The 24,787-nt window shown below is 19.3% G+C and carries 15 protein-coding genes and 3 tRNA genes; 6 read left to right on the top strand and 12 right to left on the bottom strand.

Going from position 1 to position 24,787, the window contains the following annotated elements:
• Positions 1-3: 3 nt before the first annotated feature.
• Both sbcB and BUCNMO_RS02250 read right to left on the bottom strand, forming a co-directional pair.
• The gene (gene sbcB, locus BUCNMO_RS02245; protein ID WP_158345214.1) at positions 4-1,419 is read right to left on the bottom strand and encodes an exodeoxyribonuclease I; all 1,416 of its coding nucleotides are present in this window, start codon (positions 1,417-1,419) and stop codon (positions 4-6) included.
• Between the two features lie 464 nt (positions 1,420-1,883).
• Positions 1,884-1,959: transfer RNA gene (locus BUCNMO_RS02250), tRNA-Asn, on the bottom strand.
• A 200-nt stretch (positions 1,960-2,159) separates the two neighbouring features.
• On the opposite strand from BUCNMO_RS02250, the gene BUCNMO_RS02255 reads away from it, so the two are divergent.
• Positions 2,160-2,232: transfer RNA gene (locus BUCNMO_RS02255), tRNA-Ile, on the top strand.
• 410 nt (positions 2,233-2,642) lie between these two features.
• Here the strand turns inward: BUCNMO_RS02255 and dut are convergent.
• From dut to pgi, 8 genes are all read right to left on the bottom strand, one after another.
• Positions 2,643-3,095: a dUTP diphosphatase gene (gene dut, locus BUCNMO_RS02260; protein ID WP_158345216.1), complete on the bottom strand. Its 453-nt coding sequence runs from the start codon at positions 3,093-3,095 to the stop codon at positions 2,643-2,645.
• A gap of 394 nt (positions 3,096-3,489) precedes the next feature.
• The gene (gene rplI, locus BUCNMO_RS02265) at positions 3,490-3,942 is read right to left on the bottom strand and encodes a 50S ribosomal protein L9 (RefSeq protein WP_158345218.1); all 453 of its coding nucleotides are present in this window, start codon (positions 3,940-3,942) and stop codon (positions 3,490-3,492) included.
• 19 nt (positions 3,943-3,961) lie between these two features.
• A complete protein-coding gene (gene rpsR, locus BUCNMO_RS02270; protein WP_158345220.1) occupies positions 3,962-4,189 on the bottom strand; it encodes a 30S ribosomal protein S18 in 228 nt (75 codons plus the stop codon).
• 181 nt (positions 4,190-4,370) lie between these two features.
• The gene (gene rpsF / locus BUCNMO_RS02275) at positions 4,371-4,736 is read right to left on the bottom strand and encodes a 30S ribosomal protein S6 (RefSeq protein ID WP_158345222.1); all 366 of its coding nucleotides are present in this window, start codon (positions 4,734-4,736) and stop codon (positions 4,371-4,373) included.
• Between the two features lie 256 nt (positions 4,737-4,992).
• Positions 4,993-6,519, bottom strand: a complete 1,527-nt coding sequence (locus BUCNMO_RS02280; RefSeq protein WP_158345223.1) for a ribonuclease R family protein — start codon at positions 6,517-6,519, stop codon at positions 4,993-4,995.
• A gap of 765 nt (positions 6,520-7,284) precedes the next feature.
• Positions 7,285-8,577 (bottom strand): adenylosuccinate synthase, encoded by a 1,293-nt coding sequence (locus BUCNMO_RS02285; RefSeq protein WP_158345225.1) that lies wholly within the window; start codon positions 8,575-8,577, stop codon positions 7,285-7,287.
• A 2,593-nt stretch (positions 8,578-11,170) separates the two neighbouring features.
• Complete coding sequence (gene miaA, locus BUCNMO_RS02290; protein WP_331976476.1) at positions 11,171-12,100, bottom strand: tRNA (adenosine(37)-N6)-dimethylallyltransferase MiaA; 930 nt, start codon at positions 12,098-12,100, stop codon at positions 11,171-11,173.
• An 819-nt stretch (positions 12,101-12,919) separates the two neighbouring features.
• The gene (pgi, locus tag BUCNMO_RS02295; RefSeq protein ID WP_158345229.1) at positions 12,920-14,560 is read right to left on the bottom strand and encodes a glucose-6-phosphate isomerase; all 1,641 of its coding nucleotides are present in this window, start codon (positions 14,558-14,560) and stop codon (positions 12,920-12,922) included.
• A 1,214-nt stretch (positions 14,561-15,774) separates the two neighbouring features.
• On the opposite strand from pgi, the gene orn reads away from it, so the two are divergent.
• Complete coding sequence (gene orn / locus BUCNMO_RS02300; RefSeq protein ID WP_158345231.1) at positions 15,775-16,314, top strand: oligoribonuclease; 540 nt, start codon at positions 15,775-15,777, stop codon at positions 16,312-16,314.
• Positions 16,315-16,417: 103 nt separating this feature from the next.
• Positions 16,418-16,490, top strand: a tRNA-Gly gene (locus tag BUCNMO_RS02305).
• 1,749 nt (positions 16,491-18,239) lie between these two features.
• On the opposite strand, the gene rpmE is transcribed toward BUCNMO_RS02305, so the two are convergent.
• Positions 18,240-18,449 carry a 50S ribosomal protein L31 gene (gene rpmE / locus BUCNMO_RS02310; protein WP_158345233.1) on the bottom strand — a complete coding sequence of 70 codons (210 nt, stop codon included), beginning with the start codon at positions 18,447-18,449 and terminating at the stop codon, positions 18,240-18,242.
• A gap of 624 nt (positions 18,450-19,073) precedes the next feature.
• Between rpmE and hslV the strand changes: the two genes are divergently transcribed.
• The 3 genes from hslV to BUCNMO_RS02325 all read left to right on the top strand — a co-directional run bounded on the left by hslV (position 19,074) and on the right by BUCNMO_RS02325 (position 22,210).
• On the top strand, positions 19,074-19,604 hold the full coding sequence (gene hslV / locus BUCNMO_RS02315) for an ATP-dependent protease subunit HslV (RefSeq protein WP_158345235.1): 531 nt from the start codon (positions 19,074-19,076) through the stop codon (positions 19,602-19,604).
• A gap of 11 nt (positions 19,605-19,615) precedes the next feature.
• Positions 19,616-20,947, top strand: coding sequence for an HslU--HslV peptidase ATPase subunit (gene hslU / locus BUCNMO_RS02320; protein WP_158345237.1), 1,332 nt, complete (start codon positions 19,616-19,618; stop codon positions 20,945-20,947).
• A 513-nt stretch (positions 20,948-21,460) separates the two neighbouring features.
• Positions 21,461-22,210, top strand: a complete 750-nt coding sequence (locus BUCNMO_RS02325) for an FAD-binding oxidoreductase (RefSeq protein WP_158345239.1) — start codon at positions 21,461-21,463, stop codon at positions 22,208-22,210.
• A 941-nt stretch (positions 22,211-23,151) separates the two neighbouring features.
• Here BUCNMO_RS02325 and BUCNMO_RS02330 read toward each other — a convergent pair.
• Positions 23,152-24,321 carry a hypothetical protein gene (locus BUCNMO_RS02330; protein WP_158345241.1) on the bottom strand — a complete coding sequence of 390 codons (1,170 nt, stop codon included), beginning with the start codon at positions 24,319-24,321 and terminating at the stop codon, positions 23,152-23,154.
• Positions 24,322-24,787: the final 466 nt, after the last annotated feature.

A 24,787-nucleotide genomic window follows, 5' to 3' on the forward strand; every position in this document is an offset into this window, starting at 1 on the left:
ATGTTAATTTTTAATTTTAGAAATTATATTTTTATAATATATAATCATATCTTTTAACAAAGAAAATTTGTGAATGTTGTTATTATAAATAAGCACATTTTTTTTTAATAAATATTCATATTCTTTTAAAGTATTAAAATTAAAATATTGATAACAATAATTTTTCCAATTTAATTGTTCTGCATTAGTTAAATTTTCTGGAAAATTTCTAGCTTTATAACGAAAAAAAATTTCATTCATACGATCTTCACGGAATTTGAGCAATTGTTTTGACAAAAACATGGGAGACATCAATCGTATTTTTTTTATCAACAAAGAATCATTAAAATTTAAAAAACTATCATAAAGCTTTAAATCTACATTTTTTGAAGTTTTACAATTCTTAATTTCACACATTTTTTGTACTATTTTCTTAAAAAAATGACTATTCTGTTTAATAAATATTAACTGTCGAAAATAATAATTTAAATTTATATTTAATCTAATTTTGTCTTGTTTTCTTAATACGATAACAGGCAATAATACTGGACATTTATTAACAGAAATAAAAACAATACCTTTTTCAAAAAGTTTTTTGTTATCTAGTATAGATTTCTGATTAATATTAAAATATTTAATTAACTCAAAAACATCTTTAGATAAATCAAAAGCAATTAAAATATTTTTATTTTTTATATGCCAGTCAATAATTGTAATTATACCCATATAATTACATTTATAACCAAAAAAGTTAGATATATATAAAAAAATATTTTTATTATTTGACATAACAAGTTGTATAGTTTCTTTTTTTAAACGATATCTAAATAAAAAATTAAAAAATTTAGGATTTGCCCTTCTTATTAATTTTGCAATTTCAATTGTAGCATAAACGTCAGAAGTTGCATCATGCATATTTCGATGATATATATTATTGATATAAGTAATATCTTGTAATTTAAAACTTACTATTCCTTTAGAATTTTTAAACCATTTTAAAATTTCAGGACGTAAAACATAACAAGATCTTAATAATATCAATATATCCCATCTAGAATTATTATTCTTCCAACTCCAAGAATATGGATCAATTAAATTTCTATAAAAAATGTTTCTAGTAAATTCATCATCAAAATTAATGTTATTATAACCTAAAATACAACTATTAGGTTTATTAAAAATATAACTAATTTTTTTAGAAAAAATTGCCTCGTTCACACCAATTTTTCGAGTATAAATTGGAGTAATACCAGTTAACAATACAGATTCTAGGTTAGGAAAATAATCTATTGGAGGGTAACAATATAAAACCTTTTCTTTATCAATAACATTAAAATAAAAATCCGTACTAACACTCGAAAATTGTGCTGGTTTATCTAAAGCTGTATGTAAACCAAATGTTTCGTAATCATAAAAAATAAAAGTACATAATTTTTTCATATATATATAAATTTTTAAAATTATTAAAAATATAATTAATCAATATTAACAGTATTTAATTTATATTTTGATTAAATAAAAAAAAGTAAATAAATTTAACATTATGTTTGTATAACAAATATTCAAAAAAAATCTATTAATATATTAAAATATACATTTTATATTCAAAAAATAAACTGTGTAATATATTTATATTATAAAATAAATAAAATAGATAAAAAGTTATTAAAAATAAAATTTTTACTTTAAAAAAAATATGCAGTACATTAAAATAACTATAAAAATAGTAATAAATTATATTTATCTTTAAAAAATAATAAATGCAATTAATAATAAGTAAAAATTTTCATAAATATAACTGAATTATTTAAAAGATATTTAAATAATTAAAATAATTAAGATAAAACACTTTTTCGATATATACCTAAATAATTAACATTATTTAATAATTATTACGAAGTAATTGGCTCCTCCGACTGGATTCGAACCAGTGACATACGGATTAACAGTCCGCCGTTCTACCAACTGAACTACAGAGGATTTTCAAAAAAATAATAGCATTAAATAATAATACTGTCAATTTTTTTATTTTTTAAAAAAAAAATTAAAATATTATATAAAATACATACAATAAATTATTTTAGTACATTTACATATTAAAATATCAATAAATTCCTAAAAAAATTTTAGTAGATACTATCATAAGAATATGTTATAAAGTATTCATCAAGGTAAAAATTGGCCCCTTAGCTCAGTGGTTAGAGCAATCGACTCATAATCGTTCGGTCGCTGGTTCAAATCCAGCAGGGGCCATAATAAAGAATTATCAATATTATGATGTAAAAAATATAACATGTTCAGTACATTAACCTTTAGCAACGTATAAAAATAATATTTAATATATAAATTACAAAACTAATTTATGACACAAATATTGTTGTTTATATTAATGAATAAATTTTTTTTATATGTATCAATACATGTACTCAATTTTTTGTTAAAAAAAAATACCTGTTAGTAACAAAAATATTTAAATAAGTAAAACGTATGTTTTAATTAATAAAAAATTGAAAAGAATAACTACAATTACTTATAATTAAATATTTTTAATCATAAAGGTAGTAAAGATATTATTTTTATAAAAAATAAATATACATTTTGAATATTCATTTAAACAACAATGTTAAAAAACTTTTTTAATATAAATATAAGTTTTTAACTAATTAGTATCCTGAATGACCGAAACCTTTACCCCCTCTACAACTTAAAGAAAAATTAGTAACTATATTAAAATTCACTTTAATAATAGGTAAAAAAACTATTTGAGCAATACGCATTCCTGGTTTAACACAAAAAATAGTATCACTTCTATTCCAAACAGATACCATAATTTCCCCTTGATAATCTGAATCAATCAAACCTATAGAATTCCCTAAAATAATACCATGTTTGTGCCCTATCCCAGATCTTGGTATAATGATAGCAGAAATTTCAGGATTTTTAATAAAAATAGCTATACCAGTAGGTAATAATTGTGTTGTATTTTTTTTTAAATAAAGGTTTGTAGTAGTACAAACGCATAAATCTATTCCAGCAGCACCTTTATTAAAATAAGTAGGAAACGGAAAATTTTTTCCTATCCTAGAATCTATTATCTTTATATCAATGTTTTTCATAAATTTACACTTTTAAATAAAATTTTTTTTTAAAATAACTATATTGTATATAAAAAGTTATTGATCACAACCATTATTAAATATGTTAACATAATAAATATGTCGATTGTTTTTATAAAAAATAAAATATTTATAAAATATATACTCCAAAAAATATTTGTTATAAAAATGTGAAAATGTTTCAAAACATTTTTTAACAAATTAATATTTAATTAATAAAAAAATTTATTTCTAAAATAAATATGCACTGTTTATTTATTTTTTAACAAATTTTTTTAAATAAATTTAAACATATAATACATAAAATGTATCACATATTCTTATATATAAATTGTTATCCATACAACAACATTGTTACTAACAAATATTTAATATTTAAAAAAATATGTCTACACTATTTTTGTGCAATAACTTCAACATCAAAAGTAGTATTAATATTAATATAGGGTTCAAAAATTACTTTGTATCTACCTAATGTACGTATAGGACCATTTAGTATATTAATTTCATTTTTACTAATTTTACAACCTAATAAATTAATTTTTTTTATTATATCTTTTCTATTAATAGAACCAAAAAGCTTTCCTTCTTTACCTGATTTAGAATATACTTTTATATTACCTAGCGAAACTATTAATTCAATTCTTTTTTTAGCATATAAAATTGCTTTTTCCACTTTTAATTGTAATTCATATTTTTTTACTTTTAATATTTTAATGTTATTTTTAGTTGCTAATATTACTTTTTCTTTAGGAATTAAAAAATTCCGAGCATATCCAGACTTAACATTAACAATTTCTCCTTCTAATCCTAATTTTTTCATATTAGTCATTAAAATTACTTTCATTTTTATATATCCTTTATAATTATTTATGATGATCTGTATAAGGAATCAAAGATAAATAACGAGCTCTTTTAATAGCTTGAGATAATTGACGCTGATATCTTGCTTTAGTACCTGTTATACGACTTGGAACAATTTTACCACTTTCAGTTATATAATTTTTTAATATTACAATATCTTTGTAATCTATTTTATCTACTTTTTCAGAAGTAAATCGACAAAATTTTCTTCTTCTAAAATATCGAGCCATATTCAAATACCTCAAATAAAAAAATCATTAGAATAAATACTTACATCTATAACATTAAACATTATTTAAACAGTCATTAAATTTTTTAATTAACATTTTTATAATTATACTGAGTATACAAAAGAATAATTTATTACAATTAACTTATTAAAGTAAATTTTTGTACATAATCAACATGGTTTTAAGAATTAATTTTATTCAAACCTACCTTTGAATCTTTGTTTTCTTCTAAAATCTTAAGCATTGGAGATGCACCAGTCACTGCATTTTTTGTAGTAATAATTAAATTTCTTATAATAGAATCATCATATCTAAATTTATTTTCTAATTCATGAATTAATTCTGGATTTACTTCAATATTAATCAAAATATAATGAGCTTTATGTAATTTGTTAATAGAATAAGCCAACTGACGTCTGCCCCAATCTTCTAATCTATGTATTTTGCCTTTACTATTAATAATAATATTACTATAACACTTAACAATTTCAGAAATTTTTTCACTTTGGTTAGGATGAATTATAAGGATAATTTCATAATGACGCATTTATATAACCTTTTATGTTTATAATTATATTAATCATAATTTTTTATAAATTTATATATTATAAAATATTTTTTTAATATATTAAGTAAAAATACTTATATTTTTTATTGTGATCTATCAATAATAAATTCTATTCTATAAACAATTCAAATTATTTGTTTAACGATAATTACCATGACTATTATTCAATTAATTTCTAAATAATCTATATTGTTTAAATAAAATTAATTTAAAAAATATATAATAAATATTCTTTTTAAATTATCTTTAATTCTATCATATTATTTTTAACATTTATTTTTATAATTTTGACATTTAAAATGTCTCCTACATGATATTTTTTTTTATTTTTTTTACCAATTAATTGATTTTTATTAGGGTAAAATATATAAAAATCATCTTTTAAACTTGATAAACGTAACAATCCATCAATATGAAATTTATCTAGCTCTACAAATAAACCAAAAGAAGTAATAGTATGAATTACACCTTGATGTATATTTTTCATCTTAATTTTTAAAAAATGACATTTTATTTGATCAAGTACATGCCTAGTAACTTTTTCTATACGATTTTCAAGATTAGATAAATAATCACCTAAATATTTAATATGTTCTTCAGTATATAAATAACCACCTGTATAATATCTGTTAGTATAACTTTTTTTATTACAATATAGTAAATATTTAATAATTCTATGTATAATTAAATCAGAATACCGTCTAATAGGAGATGTAAAATGTGTATACGACATTAAACCTAAACCAAAATGCCCTACATTTTTATTACTATAAATTGCTTTGTTCATTGAACGTAATAATATTTTTTGAATAATTTGATCACATGGATGTTTTTTAATCATAGTTAAAAAATGTATATAATCAACTGATGATACATTACTTTGAATATGAATAGGTAAATTAAATTTTTTTAATATCAATCGCATATTTAAAATATTACTTTTAATAGGATAACTATGAACTCTAAACAAAAGTACTTTATTATTTTGAATAATATATGTAGCTGCTAATATATTTGCTAAAATCATACATAATTCAATTAACTGATGAACTAAATTTTTTTGATGAATAAATATCTTTTTAACTTTAAACCGATTATCTAACACAACTTTTGATTCATGAATTTTAAAAAAAATACACTTTTCTAATTCATTAATTTTTTTTAAAATTAAATACATTTGATATAAATTATTTATTGAAATTAACAATTTTTTATATTTTCTACACCAAAATTGATTTTTATTCCATATTTTCCAAACAATATTATAACTAAGACGAGCTTTAGAGTTAATCACAGCTTCATAAAATTTATATTCAAGTACTTTTTCTAAATCTGTAGAAATAATAATATCACATACTAAACATAACCTATCTTCATGAGGAATTATAGAGCAAATATTATTAGATAGTTGTTTTGGTAGCATAGATATAACTTTAGAAGGAAAATATATTGATGCCCCTCTTTTTTTAGCTTCTTCATCAATGTAAGTGTTAGGTCTAACATAATAACTAACATCAGAAATAGCTACTATTAAATTCCATCTATTTCCTACAAGAGATTTACAAAAAATTGCATCATCAAAGTCTTTTGCGTCTTCTTCATCAATAGTTATAAAATCTAATGTTCTTAAATCTATTCTTGTAATATTTGATATAATATTACTATTTTTATAATTTAAAATTTCTTGCTTTAACTTATCAGACCAACTTTCAGGAATAGAATTTTTATGAATTATATTTTTTATTATAGTTGAAATATCCATAATTAACCTAACGTACTATTATTACATAGTTTAAAAATATTAACAATAATACAAAATATCATAATGATAATTTATTTAACAATGGTTTTTGCATTCATGTAAAATAATTAATAAAATATAATATATTTAACTTAACTTATTAAAAAATAATTATTTTAAAATATTTTTTTACATCACTACAAATTTATACATCTGTAATTTTTTTGTAATATTATAAAAAAATAAAATTTGCTAATATTATTTTCTATAATAAATATATAAATCGTACAAATACATATAAGTAAAAATGTACATGCATAAAAATATTTTTACATTTCATTGATCAGTCATCATGATTCTGATTACTAAAAAATCAGTCGCATTTAACAACTTATAAACATTTTATTTTTAATTTTAATGAAAAAATTTATTTTTTTTAATCTTTATCTTGTAAAGATTAGCTAATTATTGTATCAAATATGTCTATATTTTATTAAATTTATTTAGAAAAAATTAGATGTCAATTAACTAATATTTTTTTTAAAAAAAATGGTTTTACATAAAAAAATATTAAGTAAATAATTACAAAACGTTATATTGAATTTGTCAATAAAAAAATTAATTAAAAACATTTTTATTTATAAAACATCATAATATTTGAAAATTCAAATGTAAAAAAACATCAATTTACATAATTAAATAACGTATTAATAGCAAATAAATTATATATTTCAAATATATAATATATAATATTGTATTTTATACAATTAAAAAAAAACATTTTGTTTAACGTAAATTTATATCTTTTAATATTATTGTATCTAATCTACTAGGTCCTGTAGAAACTATACTAATTGGAATTTCTAATATTTCTTCAATTCTAAGAATGTAATTTTTAGCTTCTATAGGTAATAAATTAAACTGTGTAATTTTATAACAACTTTGACTCCATCCAGGTAAAATTTCATAAATAGGTTCAATGATATCCCAATCACTTATGATATATGGAATTTCCATATTACATTTACCAGTTTTACTATTTTTATAACCAATACATATTTTTAACTCATTTAAATCATCTAAAACATCTAATTTAGTTAAACATAAAGAAGTTACAGAATTTATTTGAATACTTCGTTTAATAATAACTGTATCTAACCATCCTATTCTTCTACGACGGCCAGTAGTGGTACCAAATTCTCTTCCTTTTGTACATAAGTGTGTACTGATTCCATCTAATATCTCTGTAGGGAAGGGGCCTGACCCAACTCGAGTTGTATATGATTTTGATACTCCTATAACATTGTTAATTTGTGTAGGACCAACTCCCGCTCCTGCTGTCACTCCTCCAGATATAGTATTTGAAGATGTTACGTAAGGATAACTTCCATGATCTACATCTAAAAGAAACCCCTGTGATCCTTCAAACATTATGGACAAGTTGTTTTTAATCGCGTTACATAATATAATAGGCACATCCCCTACTAAATCTAATAATAAATCTTTATATTGTAATAACTCTTGTAAAACATCACTTATTAAAATAGGTGTTTTATGATAAAAATGTACTAATTGATGATTGTAATATCTTAATACTTTTTCTAAAGAACTTATTACAAAATTTTCATTATTTAAATCACCAATACGTAAACTTCTTCTTGCTACTTTATCTTCATAAGCTGGCCCAATACCACAACCAGTAGTCCCAATTTTATCTATTTCTTCCCTAGCTTTATCCATAGCAACATGGTATTTTAACACTAAACTACAATATCCTGAAATAATTAAACGATTCTTAATAGAAACATTATGTTTTTTTAACATATTAATTTCTTTTACTAAAGCTGAAGGAGAAACTACAACTCCATTACCTATAATACATATTTTATGTTTATTTAAAATTCCTGAAGGTATTAAATGTAAAATTATTCTGTTATTATTAACAATAATAGTATGGCCTGCATTATGCCCGCCCTGATATCTAACTATATATTTTACTTTTTCAGTTAAAAAATCAACAATTTTCCCCTTTCCTTCATCTCCCCATTGCATACCTAATACTACAACATTTTTAGCCATAACGAGTCCTTTAAAATAGAAAATGTATTATTTGTATTAAATAATTACTAATTAAATCATTTAAATATTTTTTTATTGAAAAATGTTAAATATTATTTTTTTTAAAAAAATTGTTAGAGTAATATATAAACAAAATAAAATATACTTAAAAATATCAACAATAATTTAATATTAATTAATTATAGTTGATATAAAGAAATAAAATAACCTACACAAATAAAAATATAGTTTTAAAAAATATTATTTTTATTTAAAACATTTTAAATAATTATTCATAAAAAATAATTTATTGATCTAATTTAATTATTAATACTGTTTTAATGTCACAATAACTTTATTACTTTATTATCAATTCTATATCTATTTTTTTTTAAATTTTTTATTTGTTAATACTTATTATTTCATAAAATATTATATTTCTAAAAGAATTTTATATTAAAAAAATACTTTTAGAAATAAATTAATTGTATTAATAAAAAAATATATTATTTATATATCTATTTTTTTATATTATTATTTAATAAATCTTTAATTATTATTTGATAATAAAAATATCGTTAAATTTTGTTAGTAATTATTTTTTTTTTTGAATTAATCAAGTAAACTACAAAATAAATTAATATTTAATACTAATTTTATATTCACAAACAATTTATTGAAAGTATTTAATAATTTATTATATATTTAAATATTCTGTAATAATATTTCATATGTTAATTTATTTATCACTAATTAATACCTCTAAGTTAACAATATTAGTTATATTTATAAAAAATAAAATGTTTTTTTTAAAAAAAATTTGATTTAATTTAATATTTTAACAAGTATTTTATTCTTTTTAACAATAAATTTATCTATAAATATTATTTATAATTTTTATCTGTATATATAATATTAATAATGTTAATACGTAAAATATCAAATATAATATTTAATGTATAAAATAAATTATTCAATATATTACGGACACTATTTTACTAAACATTAAAAAACTTACTTTTTATATACATAAAAAATAAATAATTCATTACAACTAATAAACAAAAAAAATTAAATAATCTAAAATATAAACCTATATTTTATATATTTGTATTCTTAATTTTAAATGTAATGTATAATTATACGTATTACATATTTTCTTTAAAAAAATATATTTAAAATGTAATAAATACTAACATTTGATAATGCTACATTCAAACATTTAAAAAACATATAAAAAAATTAATTTCATTTAATAAATTTTTTAAATATTTCAATAAAAAATATACTATTGTTTTATAAATTTTTTATTATCATCATAATAATGATATTGTATAATATAATATATATTAAAAATTTTCATGAGACAATTATTTAATAAATTTACATTATAAAAAAAATTTTAAAAATAAAAATTTTTTTATAAATTTTCAAAACATATGATTTTTTGATACTGTACAATATATATATTGTATAAAAAATTTTTTTTAAACTTATATTTCTATTTTAAACAACATTATATTAGTATAATCTTTCACATCTTTATACATTTTTAACTTTTTTTAAAATTTATATAAAATCACCAAAAAATTAAAACTTATTCTTCATAAAAAAATATTATATAAAAACTTACTACTTAATACAATAATTCAAACATTATACATTTAAGTATTTCTTTTATTTTTTTGGTAATAAATAATTTATATAAAATATATAATTCATCGCAAAATTGTTTATACTTAAGTAACCAATAACATTTATTAATAAATTATTGATCATTTACTTTAAAAAAATAACCTTAGAAATAATAATAAAAAATAATTAACAAAATATTTATTATTATAATAATTATCTATATAAATAAACAACGCTCTTATTCAATTATTAATATTTTTTTTTAAAAATTAATTTTATACAGTCACAACAACAACATTTTAATGTAATATACAATACATTAAGTATTTAAATTTTATTAAAATTATCGTAGAAATTTTATTCTATTTTACAACTATAAAAAAATTACTTATTATTTAAATAAACATACAAATTATATTTTATAAATTAAATTTAAAATAACAAAAAATTTAATAAAACAAAATTAAAAAAACAACTTATAAAAATATTTTTTATATAAATGATTGTTAATGATTCTTTCATAAATAATTAACATCTATTATGTAAATCATATTTGTTTAAAACATTTAATTATTATTTACTATAAAATAATACAACATAACATGTAATTAACTATTTTATAAATTAAACATTAAATTTCAAGATCATAAAACGTACTATCAATAACTAGTGATAATTTTATTAAAAAAATAACCTTTTTTATATATAAATATTTTAAATATTATTAAAATGAATTATTAAATAACTAATAACTGTTTTTTTTTAAAAAAAATATTTATATTATTTATAAAATTTATTCACAAAAATTTTTTTAAAAATATTATTTATAATAAAAACCATTAATACAAAATACATTCTATAATATTAAATACTACAAAATAGTATTCTTAAATATTAAAAAACTAATTAATTTTATTTATTTTAAAAAAAATAAAAAATATAAAACGAATAAATGATATTACACACTTATTTATTAATACTATAAATTTATAATATTTAATATTTGTTTAATATGATATTGTTGATAACTTGATTCTAAATAATGTATATCTTCCCATTTACGTAACCATGTAATTTGATGTTTAGCTAATTTATTAGTTGATAAAATAGTATCCAACACCATATCATTATAATTAATTTTTTTATGTATATACAACCACATTTGAGAATAACCAATACATCGCATTGAAGGTGAATTTAACGTTAAACCCCATTTGTTAATTAATTGTTTCACTTCTTCTTCAAAACCTATTTCTATCATTTTTTTAAATCGATTTTGAATTCTGTTAATTAACCACTCTTTATTAGATGGAATAATTGAAAACTGAAATAAATTATATGGAAATTTTGAGTGCTTTACTTTTAACTGCTCACTTAAAGTGTATCCTGAAAGAAAGTATACTTCTAAAGCTCTAAGAATTCTTTGTATATCATTAGGATGTATTTTATTAGCTGATAGTGGATCTATTTGTATTAATTTTTTATATAAAAAAATGTTTCCCTTTTCATTTATTTCTTTTAAAAAAAGAGTTCTTAATGCAATATTTCTTTTTGGTAAAATAGCTAATCCATTTAACAATATTTTAAAATATAACATTGTTCCTCCTACCAACAACGGTATCTTCCCTAAAGAAATAACTTTTTTAATTTCTTTTAAAGCATCGTAATAAAAATCAGCTACTGAATACAATTCATTTGGGTTTTTAATATCTATCAATCTGTGGGTAACAGTATTCAATTCCCTTTCAATAATTTTAGCTGTACCAATATTCATTTCCTTATAAATTAATTTAGAATCTACACTAATTAATTCTACAGGAATAATTTTTTGAAGATTAACTGCAAGAGCAGTTTTTCCACTAGCTGTAGGACCCATTAAAAAAATTACAATTGGAAATTTTTTTTTCACTATTATAAAGCACTCAATTAAAATTTGTTAAAAATTTTTTATTATTTAATAATATTTAAAAAAAATTATATGACAAATTATTTTTTATAATACATACAAATATATATAAATATATATTAAAGTATCTAACAAAAGTATGTTTTTCATAACAAAAAAAATTATTTTTTATTATTTGTATTACTTTTTTAAATTATTTTACAAAAAACATGTTCCCAATATTATACGGATACTTATAATTCCATCATTAATAATAGCTATATTGCGATTAACAATCTAAACATTAAGTTAATAATTAATATTTAAATTATTACTACATTAATGCTGTTGAATAAAAAAAATTATTAATTTTTTAAAATTATAAAAAAAATTTAAACTAGTAATTATTAATTATCTGTCCATTATTTTATTAAAATGTTTAGTAATATATTATTTATTAGTAATAATTAATATTAAAAAAATTAAAAAAATACAAATTTATACATATTAACTTATCAGTCATTAAACTTATTTATTTAATATAAACTAAGCTATTAGTTAAAAATTTTTAAAAGATATATTAAAAATTTTTAATAAATTTATTGTTTAACATGCTTAAGTGTGTAAAATTAATATTTATTAATTTTAAAATAAATTTTTTCATTATTAGAAATATATTATTTATTTACAGTATAACAATTTCGTTAAATTAAAAAACTATTAAAAATAATAACTTTACTTAAGGTGAATATATTACAATTCATATTGTGATCGTGTTGTATAAAATATGTTATTCATAACTAAAAAAACTTATTAAGTATAATATAAATTATGATAGAATGTTTATTCTTTCCATTGTTTGTAATAACTAATTAAATTTTCAGTTGAAGAATCATAACTAGAAATATTCAATGTTTTATTTAATTTTACAAAAATTTTTTTGGAAAGTATTTTCCCTAACTCAACTCCCCATTGGTCAAAACTAAATATATTAAAAATTACCCCTTGCGTAAAAATTTTATGTTCATATAACGCTAATAATAAACCTAACGTATATGGTGTCACTTTTTTAAGTAAAATAGAATTTGTTGGCCGATTTCCCAAGAAAACTTTAAAAGGTAAAGCATGATTTTTAAATTCAATATCATTTTTAAAATCATTAAAAATGATATCACTATTTGTTCCAAATGCTAATGCCTTTGTTTGAGCAAAAAAATGTGACAATAGAATTTTGTGATGATCATCTAATTCATTATGACTATTAATAGCAGCTATAAAATCACATGGAATAATTTTTGTACCTTGATGCATTAATTGATAAAATGCATGTTGTCCATTTGTACCCGATTTACCCCATATAATAGGTCCTGTTTGCCATGTTACTAATTTTCCATTTCTATTAACACATTTGCCATTAGACTCCATATTTGCTTGCTGTAAATATTCAGGTAACCTATGTAAATACTGATCATAAGGTAATATAGCTTCTGTTTCCATTCTAAAAAAATTATTGTACCAAACGCTAATAAGCGCTAATAACACTGGAATATTTTTTTTAAAATCTGTTTCTAAAAAATGTCTATCCATAGCATGTCCACCTTCTAAAAGTTTCATAAAATTTTTAAAACCAATAGAAAGCATTATTGATATACCAACAGAAGACCATAAAGAATAACGACCACCTACCCAATCCCATAATTCAAAAATATTCTGTTCGTCAATTCCAAAAGACTTAGCTTTTTGAATATTCATAGTAACAGCACAAAAATGTTTCGATATAAATTTTTTATGTTTAGCATACTTTAATAACCAATTACAAGCACTATTAGCATTAATCATAGTTTCTTGAGTAGTAAAAGTTTTTGAAACTACTATGAACAATGTTGTTTCTGGATTTACTTTTTTTAAAACATTTAATAAATGAGATCCATCAATATTTGAAACATAATGAACTTTTAAATAGTTACGATATGGAGTTAATGCATCATAAACCATATGTGGGCCTAAATCAGATCCCCCTATACCTATGTTTACTATATCAGTAATATTTTTATTAGAAAACCCTATCCAAATCTTGTTAATAACTAATTCTGAAAATATTTGCATTTTTTTTAAAGATTTATTAATACATGACATAATATTTTCACCATGAACTATCATTTTTTTATCAATTTGGTTCCTTAGCGCAACATGTAATACAGGTTGATTTTCAGTATAATTAATTTTTTCTCCATTAAACATAGACTGTATTGATGATTTTAATTTCATTTCATTAGCTAATTGTAATAATTTATTAACAGTTTCACTAGTTATTCTATTTTTAGAAAAATCTACTAATAATTGATTATCAAAATTAATAGAAAATTTTTCGAATCTATTTGAATCATTGTAAAATAAATCTTTTATATGTACGTTTTTAATTTGTTCAAAATGTTTTTTTAATTCTACCCATGCTTGTGTATTTATAGGATCAAGATATTTCATTTAATAAACTCTTATGATATGAATTTGAAATCAATAAAATATTAAATAAATTTAATATAATAAAAATTACTATAATATTTACTATATAAAATACTAAAAAAATCAAATCATTTATAAATATATAAAATGTTATATAAAATATCAATTTTACAATATTTTTTTAAAAAAATATTTAATGATTTTATTAATACAAAATATATTTTTTGTTAAAATAGATTGTATACATACTACATTATCATAATGATAACAAAATTATAATAATTTTAACAACTAAAAATATAACAGTATTCTTATAACAGCATCTTTACATTTAATTTAAATTAATTTTTTAAACGAATTAATTATTGTAATAATATTAATATTTATTAATAAAAATAAATTATTCATTATAATAACAATTATTCACTAAAATTTAAAAAATATAAAAAAATATAATGTTAAAACCTATTATTTATAATAATATTTAAAATTCTTAAAAAAATTAATATCTCATTAAATAATTTTAGTTAATATAATCTATCCATAACTAATAAAAAATTAATATAAAATATAATAAAATATTACCTTCATACATTTCATAAATAAAAAATATATAATTAAATTATAAATATATACATTATAAAAAAATATGTTTTGCAAAAAAAATGTTTATATAATTAACATAGTTCATATAAATTTAATGAATATTCAATAATATATTATTAAAATTATGTTTCTAATTTTTTATTCAATAATATATTGATATTATATAAAAATAACATCACATTAAATAATACTATTTTTTTAAAAATATAATTTTTTTTTAGAAAATAATTTTATATATAAAACATATATTTTAAACGTCTAAAACAGATATAATTATATATATTTAATACTGCGCGACAAAAGATAGTAACTTGCTTTTAAATACAATTATTACTAATATAATGAATAATTTTATAAATTATTTAATCATATTAGTTAAACATGTTAATGTTAATCAATTTATTATTAAAAAATTTTTTACATATATAAAAAATATAATTGTAAAAATAGTAAAAAATTTTAGCTTAATTTAAATTATCTCAAATAAATTACCAGTTACTATATGATACACTAAATAAATGTACAAAGACGCAAAAATTAAGTGACCTGAATTATTTAAGTCAAAAAATATTTGCAATACTTTAAAAATGTACAATTGTACATTTTAATAAAAAATAATTAATAACATAATGAATAAAAGTAATTTAATTTGGATTGATTTAGAAATGACTGGGTTAAACCCTGAAAAGAACTATATCTTAGAAATAGCAACTTTAATTACTAATTCTCACTTAAACGTTATAGCAGAAGGCCCTGTTATACCTATATATCAATCTGAAAAAACACTAAATATCATGAACAATTGGAATTGTACTACTCATACAAAAAATGGACTAATTACAAGAGTAAAAAATAGCCTATTTAATGAAAAAATGGCCGAATTAAGTACAATTAACTTTTTAAAAAAATGGGTACCAGAAAATACATCGCCTATGTGTGGCAATTCAATTGGCCAAGATCGACAATTTTTGTTCAAATATATGCCAACTTTAGAATTATTTTTTCATTACAGAAATATTGATGTTAGTACGTTAAAAGAGTTAGTTTATCGATGGAAACCTGAAATTCTAAAAAAGATTAAAAAAAATAATATACATTCTGCTTTACATGACATTTATGCATCTATTTCAGAATTATCATTCTATAAAAAACATTTTATTCAAAATTAGTTTTAATGACTATAAAATATGCATTTTCATAAAAAATTTATAAAGATTCTTGAATTATATATTTTTTTGTGTTTAACTATAAGAACATAATATATTAATTGATGCGGGAATAGCTCAGTTGGTAGAGTGCAACCTTGCCAAGGTTGAGGTCGCGAGTTCAAGTCTCGTTTCCCGCTCAAAAATAAAAATACATTTAGTATTAAAGTATACTCATATTTAATTTCTATTTTTTTAAAAAAAATATCTATTTTAATAACAAAACAATACTTCTTATATCAACATCATATTATTGATAACTACTATAAATTAATTAACTATTATGCAATAATAAAAAAATTATATTTACTAAAATTATTAAAGTTATTTATGTTCCTTAAAAATAAATTCTAAAATTATCAATTTTCAATTGATATTTAATTTTAAAACTATATTAAATATTTAACTATATTTTTAAAAAAAATTGTTATACTTCATAATCATATTATTTACTATTATAAACTTACAAATAAAAATCTTTCCAAACACATTATATACAGTTTAATATTTAAATAATTGATTTAAATTCATAATTAATAATCTATAATACACAATATTGTGCTAAAAATTATAAATTAAAAAAAAATTATTTATCATAATATTTAATTTTATTCAATTTATTTTAAGTAAGCATTGTTAATATACAAACAAACTTTAATAGTATCATTTATTACTTATAATAAATTTAATAATAATTTTTATTTATAACCTATGGGTATAAAATCAATTTCTTAAAATTCGTAATAATGCAATAAATAAAACAAATAATAATAAGAGTAATAAAAATTATTAATTAAACATTTTTTAATATTTTTAACATGTTAATATGTAGCAACTACTAGTAAATACTTTTAAATTTTTATTTATGTATTATAATAATAATATTTTGCTTCTAATTTAGAAATAATTATCTTTTTGTTTTAGTAAAAATTTATTTCATAATTTTGACATACAATACTTTACATTTTGAACATGTAATATTAAAAACATTACTAATATACTTCAAAAGTTGATTTAAATTAATTTTAAAAAATAAATAATTAATAATAAAATTATTTACTATATTACTAACATTCCCATAACAAAAAATTTTTAAATTTTTAGGAATAATTTATTTTAAAAAATATTAATAAATTTCAGTATAAAAAACACATATATAATTTATTATCAATTATATAATAAAAAAATTATTTAAATATAAAAAAACAATTATGAATAATATAAAACATGTTATTTGAATATCATAACAACAAACTAATTTGTTTTGTTAAGCAGTAATACCATACTTACAAATAAAAAAAATTGTCTATAAAATATAGAAAAATAAATTAGGTTAATTTTTATAAATTAAACCTAAAAATATTATAAATATATAAAACATCAAAATGCACATTAAAATATTAAATTTATTTTCAATAAAAAAACTATAAGAATAATTCAAACAAATTTAATATAAATATTATTAATAAATAAGATAACAAAATAATTTAAAAAAATTAACAATTAATATGTATGATATTTGTATTATATCAATAATATTAAAAAATATTTATTTTTTATTTATTTAAAATTAATTTTAATAATAATTTTTGTTGTATACAATTTTACTAAAAAATGACTGTAAAACTAAAAAATAACATTATTTTTAATAATTTTATAAATTATCATAATATACATGTAAATGTAATCAATCATTTAATCAATTTTTTAAAAATAGTATAATATCGATATTAATATTAACTTTATTAAAGTATTAAAATAATAATATTATGTAATAAAAACATAATTATTTATAACTATATAAAATATAAAAAATATTTTTATGTAAATAATTTTGTTAATAAAAACTAAAATGAAAATATATAGCGTGTAACATATTTTTTATTGAATTAACGTACAAGACTAGTAAAACGTTTATGAAATTTTTCAACACGACCACTAGTATCAACAATACGCTGTTTTCCTGTATAAAATGGATGACATTTCGAACATACATCTAAAGTTAAATTTTGAGTTAATGTTGAAAAAATTTCAATAACGTTACTACAGGAACAATTAACACTAATTTTCGAATATTTAGGGTGTATATTTTTTTTCACGTTTCTTTCCTTTAATTAATTACTTATATATTTAAAATTACATTAATAAATCATTGAATATATTAAGTATATTACTAGTTTTTTATTAAACATATAAAAATTGTTTATTCAAAAAATTAATAATATAAACATATCATTATACATAACAAAATGTATATATTTACAACATAAGATTGTATATAAAAAAACTATCAATTACAATTATTGTTTTCAAGTAAATAATAAATACTAAATTGTTAGATTTTTTATAAATAAAAATACAATTGCTTTGATTATCATAAATAATCATTACTATCAAAACATTTAATAACATTTTTTATATTAAAACAATACAAGAAAACTAAACAAATTAATTTTATTTATTTAAAAATTAATAGATAAAATTAATTAAACATATTTATGTTAAAAATCAATTTTTAAAAAAAATAAGATTTAAAAAAAATATTTCATAAATTATTAAATTTGTCAAAAATTACTCAATACTAAAAATAGTTAAATTTTATTATAACAATTACAATTGTATATATTGCACTAAATTTAATACATAACATTACAAAGAACACCACTTATAAAAAATAATATATAAAAATTTAATAATTTTTGATTTACATAAGGTAATTATTCGTGACAACAATTTTAAGTGTTCGTCTAAAAAACCAAGTAGTCATTGGCGGAGATGGTCAAGCTACTTTAGGTAATACAGTAATGAAAAGTAATGTGAAAAAAGTAAGAACTTTATATAACAAAAAGGTAATTGCTGGATTTGCCGGTGGAACAGCAGATGCTTTTACTTTATTTGAGTTATTTGAAAAAAAATTAACAATGTATCAAGGACAAATTCAAAGAGCAGCTATAGAATTAGCAAAAGACTGGAGAACAGACCGTATATTAAGAAAATTAGAAGCTTTATTAGCCGTAGCAAATGAAGATACCTCATTAATTATTACAGGCAGTGGTGACGTTATTCAACCTGAGGATGATCTAATAGCAATAGGATCAGGAGGTTCTTATGCTCAAGCAGCCGCTAGAGCATTATTAGATAATTCTACGTTTAACGCAAAAGAAATCGTTCAAAAATCACTTAATATCGCTGCTAATATTTGTATTTACACTAATCATAGTTTTACAATAAAAGAATTACCTTCTAAAAAATAAGGATTAATCTTATGTCTGAAATGACTCCTAAAAAAATTGTTAGTGAATTAGACAAATTTATAATAGGACAAAATCAAGCTAAAAAAGCTGTAGCAATTGCTTTAAGAAACAGATGGCGAAGAATGCAATTAGAAGATGATTTACGTTATGAAGTAACACCTAAAAATATTCTTATGATTGGCCCTACAGGAGTTGGTAAAACTGAGATAGCAAGACGTTTAGCTAAATTAGCTTATGCTCCATTTATAAAAATAGAAGCTACAAAATTTACAGAAGTCGGTTATGTTGGAAAAGAAGTTGATTCAATTATTAGAGATTTAACTGATTCTGCTATTAAAATGATACGAATAGAAATTATTAAAAAAAACAAAAGTAAAGTAGAAAAGATGGCAGAAGAAAGGATTTTAGCTGTTTTAGTACCAACCGTTCAAAACAATTGGCGAACAAATGAACAAAATCATAGACCTTTAACTACTATTCAATCTTTTAGAAAAAAATTAAGAGATGGAAAATTAGACGATAAAGAAATTGAAATTAATGTATCTACTGTACCTATTGGAGTTGAAATAATGGCTCCTCCTGGAATGGAAGAATTAACAAATCAATTACAATCATTGTTTCAAAATCTAGGAAGTAATAAACAAAGTGTACGTAAGTTAAAAATCAAAGATGCTATGAAAATATTAGCAGAAGAAGAAGCTGCTAAGCTTTTCAATATAGAAGAAATAAAAAAAGCAGCAATTCATGCAGTAGAACAAAATGGTATTGTTTTCATAGATGAAATTGACAAAATTTGTAAACGAAGTAATATGTCAGGACCAGATGTTTCAAGAGAAGGTGTACAAAGAGATTTATTACCTTTAATTGAAGGCTGTACAGTTTCTACTAAACATGGAATGGTTAAAACTGACCATATTTTATTTATCGCGTCAGGAGCATTCCAAATTGCAACACCATCTGATTTAATTCCAGAATTACAAGGTAGACTACCCGTTAGAGTAGAATTACAACCACTAACAATAGATGACTTTGAACGTATTCTAACTGAACCAACTTCTTCAATAACAGTTCAATACAAAGCATTAATGGCAACAGAAGGAGTTACTATAAACTTTACTAAAAAAGGAATTCGGCAGATAGCAGAAATAGCTTGGAAAGTTAATGAATCTATGGAAAACATAGGTGCCCGTAGATTACATACTGTATTAGAAAGATTAATGGAAGATATTTCATTCCATGCTAATGACAACAAAGGTCATTCTATAGATATTAATAGCAAATATGTTACGAAACATTTAAGTCAATTAGCAGCAAATGAAGATCTTAGTCGATTTATATTATAAATCTTAAAATTTAAAGAACAAAAAGTACTAAATGTTTTTTTATCTTAGATTAATCTAAGATAAAAAAACATTAGTTATATAAATTTAACAAATTATTTAGTTAATATTTCAATATAATTTAATATATTTTAAGTACATTCTAAATAATAAATGTATTATTATACATAATTATTATTTATACCATATTTTATATTAAAGTATTTTTTAACAACTATTACAACGTAATAAAATTAAATATCTTAATATAAAATAAAAAACAAAAAATGCAAATATAATTTATATTATTAAATAAAATTAATATTTTAACATTATATTTTATATATAATATTTTTACTAATTAGTTTACAAATTAAATTTTTTAACAATTATTAAATAATAATTAAACAATCACTATATAAATAGCTCATCTTAAATAAACACATATAAATATATTTTAAATAATTCAATACATTTAAAAACTTTCTAATAAAAAATTAATCAATTCAATTATTATAGACAACAAAGAGTATAAAAATGACTATTTGGATAAATGCTACTATAACAAAAGTAAAAATATGGACTCCTAATTTATTTAGTATATTTTTAAAAGCTCCTATATTACCTTTTATTGCTGGACAATTTGCTAAATTATCTTTGATAAATAATGATGGTAAAAGAATTCAACGTGCATACTCTTACACTAATTCTCCTAATAATAAAAATTTAGAATTTTACATAACATTAATACCTTCCGGCAAAATTACTGAACTATTATATAAATTAAAACCTTTAGATAATATTATGATTAGCAAACAATCATTTGGCTTTTTTACATTAAATGAAATTCCAAATTGTCAAATATTATGGATGTTTGCTACTGGAACTGCTATTGGTCCATATTGTTCTATACTGCAAGAATATGAAAATATTAAACGCTTTAAAACCATAATATTAATTCATGCTGTCCGATATGTATCAGAGCTCAATTATTTACCTTTAATAAAAAAATTACAGAAAAAATATAAAAATAAACTACGTGTATTAACTATTGTTAGTAGAGAATATGAAAAAGATTCTTTATGTGGAAGAATTCCTGAATTATTATTGAATAAAAAAATTGAAAATAAAATAGGTTTAGAAATAGATATAAATAATTCTCATATAATGTTATGTGGAAATCCTTTTATGGTAAAAGATACATTATGTTTTTTCAAAAAAAAATATAATATAGAAAAACATTTTAGAAGGAAACCTGGACATATTACAACAGAAAATTATTGGTAAAATTATACTATTTGTATCATTACTTTTCTTGAAAAATAAGAGTTGTTTATACAACATATTAACTACACTAAAAGTATTCAATATAAAATTATTAATTCAATGGCCAACAAAATAATAATTTTAATAACTAATATATAAATACGAAATATAATTTTTTCAACATAATATATATTATACATATTAAAATTTTTATAAACTCACCTATATTATAATAAAAAAACGTATACATACAAAGAAAACTATTTATGTTATATTAATTTTTAATAGATTGTTATCAATTAGTTTAAATTTGTTTTTTATCATTTTATATTTATAAATAAACGTTTATTCACATATAGTAAAAAAATTTAATTTTGCTGAAGCAATATTATTAAATATATTTTCAAAACAAACTAATTCAACAACATTGATTATCAATTATTATATTTAATCTAAATAGTTTTATCATACACATCAAAATACTTAACTCAATTATATAATTAAAAAAACACTTTCTAATAAACTAATTAATTAATAACAATTACTATAAATACTAATTGGTTATGTTATAAATTAAAATATTTATTGTAACAATTTAAAACCAAACTATTTAAACACATATACAAAAAATCACTAAATGAATTTAATAAGTAACTACATGTACTATTACTGTTTAATAATAATTAAACTTACTTAAATTAATAACTAATAGACATTAATAAAATCGTTATTATTAATAACAGTAAATTTGTTCAAAATATTCAAGACACTTTTTATTATAAAAAATAATTTAAAAAAGATAAATAAAAAAATTATTACAAATAAAAAAATCGTAAAAAATAATATAATAATATAAATGTTACTATTTTTTTGAGGACGATATTTGGTTATTAATATCGTCCTCAACGACAAAAAATTTAAAAAATTTACTTTCAATATATTTTATATATTAAAGTATACTATTAACGAACAAAAAAAGCATTTTTCATTACTGGATGATTTTTCTTAGAAAAAATCATAGAAGAACGCATTCCTAATGAATGATATGGAGTTTGCATAAAATCATAAGTTGGTTTTAATTCACTTAAATTAGTTGCTACAATTCTAAAAGTATCTTTATCTAATGCATTAATTTTATATGAAACATGTGAATTATTAAAACGTAATTTAGATACTTCTGGATATTTACTCAATAAATTTGAATATGCTTGTCCGAATACTCCTTCATTTGCATATGTTGAAATTAACTGAATAGATTCAGCATTAGGTATTATGTTAATCATTTTTTTTAGTGCAATTCTAGCTGATGAAGTAGGTATTTTAACACCATTTATTTCATATGAAGAACGACCTAATTTTTTCAAAAATAAACTATGTAACATTGATTTACTTTGTAATGTTTCAAATGTATTTTGTAACATTGTTCCAAAATGTGATGCTTGAATAGCATGATCTCTATCTCTAAAAGCTTTCCAAGGTAATTCACTATTAATTTCTTCGTTGTTTAACGATGGACTAAGACTACGGGGATTAGAAGATTCAGAATGAACTTTAGAATCAATTTTCCCCGGATTTTTTGAATGAGAGTCATCAACAAACGACTTTTGTATTGTTTTATTAATAGAGTTTAAAATAAAAGCAAATCTAGAAGATAAATTTTGTACAAAAGAATTGACAGGATATGTAACAACAGAAGACAAATTTTCAGGTAATGATGCTTCTGAAATTGTTTTTTTAGCGCTAGTAACAATACTTTTAATCGCATGAAATACTGGAGTCAATCCTCTTAAACTATGACCAAATCCCAACAATTCTGCAAAACAAGGTCCATCTGGATGAACTGGTATTTCATCTTCATCAATAATATTTTTATTTTCTACTGTTACTGGTTTATCTATACGAGCATGTTTTTTATGAAATACTATAGGGTATTTTGGATCTAAAGATGTTTTTGAATATGTTAACGTTTTTTCTTGTGGTGATAAAGTAACAACTTCGCCCATTTCTGGTTTATTATGAATCTTTGCTGAATTATTTTGAGTTATATTTTTACGTAATCTCAAATTTTTTAAAAAATTAAAACTATTACCTTTAAATTCTATTTTTTTATCTATAAAAGAAATGGATGACATAACATTATGTCCTAATTTATTTTCCATATTTTTTATTTACTGCAATTTTATTTTTTAGTCAAGTAATTCATGAAATTTGCAAATAAAATATTTTAATTTATTTGCTAAAATTCTTTAAAAAAAATTAAAAATTATTGATCTGTATTAAAATTATAAATTTATTCGTATTAATTAAAATAATTATTAAATAATTGTTTTAATTAATACATAAAAATATTAAATAAGTTAAATTATAAATATAAAAATGACCTGAAAATTTAAAATTGAGCTTTAAATATTTACTATCTTACAAAAAAAATTAAATACATTAATCTAACTATTTGATTAAATATATATAATAAACTATAATAAAAAAATTTAATGAATATAACTGTAATTATAAAATTTATATATACAATAAAAACGTTTATTAATGAGTAAATCAAAAAAATAAATAAAAGTAATTCATATTGGAAATTACTAAATA

The organism is Buchnera aphidicola (Nipponaphis monzeni) (assembly GCF_006741185.1).
GTDB classification, from domain to species: domain Bacteria; phylum Pseudomonadota; class Gammaproteobacteria; order Enterobacterales; family Enterobacteriaceae; genus Buchnera_H; species Buchnera_H aphidicola_T.

Excerpts from the sequence above, each read along its gene's own strand:
- BUCNMO_RS02325 (WP_158345239.1), top strand. The coding sequence starts at position 21,461 with ATGACTATTTGGATAAATGCTACTATAACAAAAGTAAAAATATGGACT.
- rplI (WP_158345218.1), bottom strand. The coding sequence starts at position 3,942 with ATGAAAGTAATTTTAATGACTAATATGAAAAAATTAGGATTAGAAGGA.
- hslU (WP_158345237.1), top strand. The coding sequence starts at position 19,616 with ATGTCTGAAATGACTCCTAAAAAAATTGTTAGTGAATTAGACAAATTT.
- rpsF (WP_158345222.1), bottom strand. The coding sequence starts at position 4,736 with ATGCGTCATTATGAAATTATCCTTATAATTCATCCTAACCAAAGTGAA.
- BUCNMO_RS02330 (WP_158345241.1), bottom strand. The coding sequence starts at position 24,321 with ATGTCATCCATTTCTTTTATAGATAAAAAAATAGAATTTAAAGGTAAT.
- pgi (WP_158345229.1), bottom strand. The coding sequence starts at position 14,560 with ATGAAATATCTTGATCCTATAAATACACAAGCATGGGTAGAATTAAAA.
- dut (WP_158345216.1), bottom strand. The coding sequence starts at position 3,095 with ATGAAAAACATTGATATAAAGATAATAGATTCTAGGATAGGAAAAAAT.
- rpsR (WP_158345220.1), bottom strand. The coding sequence starts at position 4,189 with ATGGCTCGATATTTTAGAAGAAGAAAATTTTGTCGATTTACTTCTGAA.
- orn (WP_158345231.1), top strand. The coding sequence starts at position 15,775 with ATGAATAAAAGTAATTTAATTTGGATTGATTTAGAAATGACTGGGTTA.
- sbcB (WP_158345214.1), bottom strand. The coding sequence starts at position 1,419 with ATGAAAAAATTATGTACTTTTATTTTTTATGATTACGAAACATTTGGT.
- BUCNMO_RS02285 (WP_158345225.1), bottom strand. The coding sequence starts at position 8,577 with ATGGCTAAAAATGTTGTAGTATTAGGTATGCAATGGGGAGATGAAGGA.
- BUCNMO_RS02280 (WP_158345223.1), bottom strand. The coding sequence starts at position 6,519 with ATGGATATTTCAACTATAATAAAAAATATAATTCATAAAAATTCTATT.